The sequence below is a fragment of the Chitinophaga sp. genome (assembly GCF_036566945.1).
In the GTDB taxonomy this organism is placed as follows: domain Bacteria; phylum Bacteroidota; class Bacteroidia; order Chitinophagales; family Chitinophagaceae; genus Chitinophaga.
The window spans coordinates 1-3,612 of sequence record NZ_DATCVJ010000462.1 but is presented as its reverse complement, the minus strand read 5'-3'; the positions used below and the strand labels follow the sequence as shown (position 1 = coordinate 3,612).

The 3,612-nt window shown below is 44.3% G+C and carries 3 protein-coding genes; 1 reads left to right on the top strand and 2 read right to left on the bottom strand.

Translation table 11 applies throughout. The annotated features are described in order from the left end of the window. Positions 1-833, bottom strand: an 833-nt coding sequence (locus tag VIP81_RS14230; protein ID WP_331961746.1) for an aldo/keto reductase, incomplete at its 3' end; no start/stop codon positions are given. 90 nt (positions 834-923) lie between these two features. Beyond that, complete coding sequence (locus VIP81_RS14225; RefSeq protein WP_331961743.1) at positions 924-1,862, bottom strand: AraC family transcriptional regulator; 939 nt, start codon at positions 1,860-1,862, stop codon at positions 924-926. A gap of 428 nt (positions 1,863-2,290) precedes the next feature. Between VIP81_RS14225 and VIP81_RS14220 the strand changes: the two genes are divergently transcribed. After that, positions 2,291-3,612, top strand: a 1,322-nt coding sequence (locus VIP81_RS14220) for a glycosyltransferase family 39 protein (RefSeq protein ID WP_331961740.1), incomplete at its 3' end; no start/stop codon positions are given.

The following is a 3,612-nucleotide window of genomic DNA, read 5'->3' as shown; positions in this document are numbered from 1 at the left end:
ATAGGAACAATATCTTCTCCCTGTGCCAGCAGCCATGCAAGTGATAACTGGGCGGCTGTAATGCCTTTCTCTTTTGCAAAAGCTTCCAGTGCATTTACGGTTTGTAAGTTCTGCTCAAAATTTCCTTCCTGAAACCGGGGCAAATTTTTACGGAAATCACCGTCGCTTAATGAATCAGTATTATTGATCGCACCGGTGGAAAGTCCTCTGCCCAGCGGGCTGTAGGCTACCAGGCTAATACCCAGTTCACGGGTGGTGGCTAAAATATCTTCTTCCACATCACGGGTAAACAGCGAGTATTCTGTTTGAAGAGCTGCAATGGGATGTACTGCATTTGCTTTTCTAATGGAGGCCACACTTGCTTCGGATAAGCCAAGGTAGCGCACCTTCCCTTCCTTCACCAGCTCGGCCATAGCCCCTACCGTTTCTTCTACGGGCACGGTGTCGTCTATACGATGAGTATAATAAAGATCAATAACATCTACTCCGAGTCTTTTCAAACTGGCTTCACAAGCCTGTTTCAGGTATTTAGGCGAGCCGTCAAAATAGTAAGAGCCATCGTCTTTAAACCTGAATCCAAATTTGGTAGCGAGGAAAACTTTATCTCTTTTAGTAGCGAGTATTTTTGAGAGCAGGATTTCGTTGGCACCCTGTCCATACATATCTGCTGTATCCCAGAAGTTAACGCCTAAATCCAATGCCAGTTCCAACGTAGCCAATGATTCGGTTTCATTAAAATCCTGGCTGTTGCCATATGCGAACGACATGCCCATGCAACCCAGTCCTATTGCGGATATTGTTTCGCCTGTTTTACCTAGTTTTCTGTACTGCATATTGAGTGTTTTTTTAGTGATACAAATGTACATGCAGGTACAGGGCTTACAGTTGTAAGAGGCAAAGTATTAATTGTTAATATCAAAGGGTTACTGCGCCCGGTAAACATGCGGAGATACACCGCTATGATTTTTAAAGAAGTGAGTGAAGTTGCCGGGGTCTTCAAAACCAAGACACCAGGCTATTTCAGCGATCTGCCAGTCGGTATGCATCAATAATAAACGAGCTTCCAGCAGCATCCGCTGACGGATATGTTCGCTCACCGTACGGCCCGTGGCCTGCTTCACAGAAGCATTGAGGTGATTAGGATGCGTGTTTAATACCTGTGCAAATTCTTTCGCCGTTTTAAGCGTTAACTGGTTGTGAGTATATTCAATAGGAAACTGTTTTTCCAGTTTGTCGGTAAAACGATGCGCCAGTATTTGTGCTGCAGAAAGTTGCCGGTGAGGTTGCTGGGTTTGTGAAGATAAACGTTTGCCTTCCAGCATCAGCAGCTTCAGATAAATAAGAATAGCTTCCTGTTTAAAGGCAGCGTTTTCGTGATATTCTCTTAATAGTTGTCTGAAGATGGATTGCAGATATTCACATTGTTCGTTGGTTAATTTGAATACCGCCTTGGCGCCCATCTGCAAAAGCGGATGTTGCAACAAATTTTCCTGATGCCCGGTTTGTGGTTCAAACAGCAAATCAGTAAACAGGCAGAAGTACCCTTCCTGCACTTCAGAAGAGGCACGCCAGGTTTTTAATTCAAACGGATTAATGAAAATTAAAGTGGGACCATCTATCTCGTAGCGTTCTTCACCCATGGTGAAAATGCCACTGCCTTTACTAAAGAAACTTATTTTGTAATAATCACGTCTGGAGGCGGTGACTTCATCCTGACAAGGATAGTTGACCCTTTCCTGAACGGCAAAGCTGCCACGCAGCGGCGCTTTGGGAACTATCTCTTTTCGGGTATACAACAGGACGTCGTCGTTGAAGTCATCGATTGTTTTTAGTCCAATGGAAGCATTTTTATTTGTAGACATACTCCAAATTTAAACAATTCCATATTAAATTCCTGGGTTGCCTACGCTATCAATGTTAAGTTTTACAGCAGCAGATTACCAGCAGAACCTTGCTGCGCCCTGCTATTTTTTATAAAATGAAACTAAGTTGCAATTTCATTTTTGCTGGAATAGAAAAAATTTCACAATTTGTTAACGCCTTTATCAACCAAAATCTTGTTATCATCAAGCCCTGATGATTGCTATGTAGAGCGGCCTGCCACATATGCCACTGAACAAGGAATTTTATAATTAATCGGCGGAAATACGTTGCTTGTAGCAGGTATTTCCGTTTTTTTTTGAGATGATTATTTTTTGTCCCTATTTTATAAAGAACTGCAATGATAGCTCCCCAATCGCATAGTCGCCATAATCCTCTTTGGCTACTTTTAGTAATTATAATAGTAAAAATGGCGTTTCAGTTTAGTATACTGACTCCCTACTACGATTTGCAACGGGATGAATACCTGCACCTCGACCTGGCTAATCACCTGGCAGCGGGATATTTATCGGTGCCTCCTTTCACCGCTTTTACTTCTTTATTGATCCAATGGCTGGGAAATGATTTTTTCTGGGTAAGATTTTTTCCTGCTATGTATGGTGTATTCACCATGGTGCTGGTGTGGAAAATGGTGAACCTGCTGGGAGGCCGGTGGTTTGCACAGGTGTTGGCAGCCCTCGTGTTTATTTGTTCGGGGATGAGCCGTTTAAACATGTTATATCAGCCCAATTCTTTTGATATTCTGGCCTGGACCTTATTGTTTTGGTGTTTACTGCAATTCATATACACGCAACAAGATAAATGGCTCTTATGGATGGGAGTTGTTACGGGTATTGGTGTCCTGAATAAATACAATATTATGTTTGGGGTGGTCGGTCTGTTAGGCGGGTTGTTGCTTTCCCGGCACCGACAGGTATTCCGCAACAAATACCTGTACATTGGTGCATTGATCGCGCTGCTGATGATATCGCTTAACATAGTGTGGCAGTTGCAGCACGGATGGCCGGTGCTGCATCATATGAAAGAATTGAGCGAAACGCAGCTGGTACACGTAAGTCGCATGACTTTTATTACCGACCAGTTTATTTTCTTTATAGGTGGTGCTTTCATTGTGGTGGCAGCTTTCATAGGATTGCTTTTGTACAAACCTTTTGGTCCATACCGGGTAGTGCTGCTCACGTACATGCTCACCATACTGCTGTTTACCTACCTGCGGGCAAAAAGTTATTATTCCCTGGGGCTGTATCCTGTGTTACTGGCTTTTGGCAGCGTATACTGGGAGCGGATTTTTACGCATGACTGGACCCGTTATCTGCGGGTGTTGTGGGTGGCGATTATTGTTATTCCTTTTGCGTTGCTGGTAAATGTTGTTTTTCCGGTGTTGCGTCCGGCGCAGATCAGTGAAAAGGCAGCTAAGTTCCGCGCGCTGGGCTTATTGCGTTGGGAAGATGGAGAGGATCATCCGCTGCCGCAGGACTTTGCCGATATGTTGGGCTGGCATCACCTGGCCACCATGGCCCTGCAAGCCTGGGAGCAGGTACCCGCTCCCGACAAGCCTTATACGATGGTGATCACCAGTAATTACGGGGAGGCCAGTGCCTTAAACTATTATAATAAGGGGAAGATGCCTTTGGCGGTGTCTTTTGATGCGGACTACGTTTTCTGGTTTCCTAAAATGGATACTATCCGGTACATTATTAAAGTAGGCCAACGTCCCAAAGGAGAAACGCT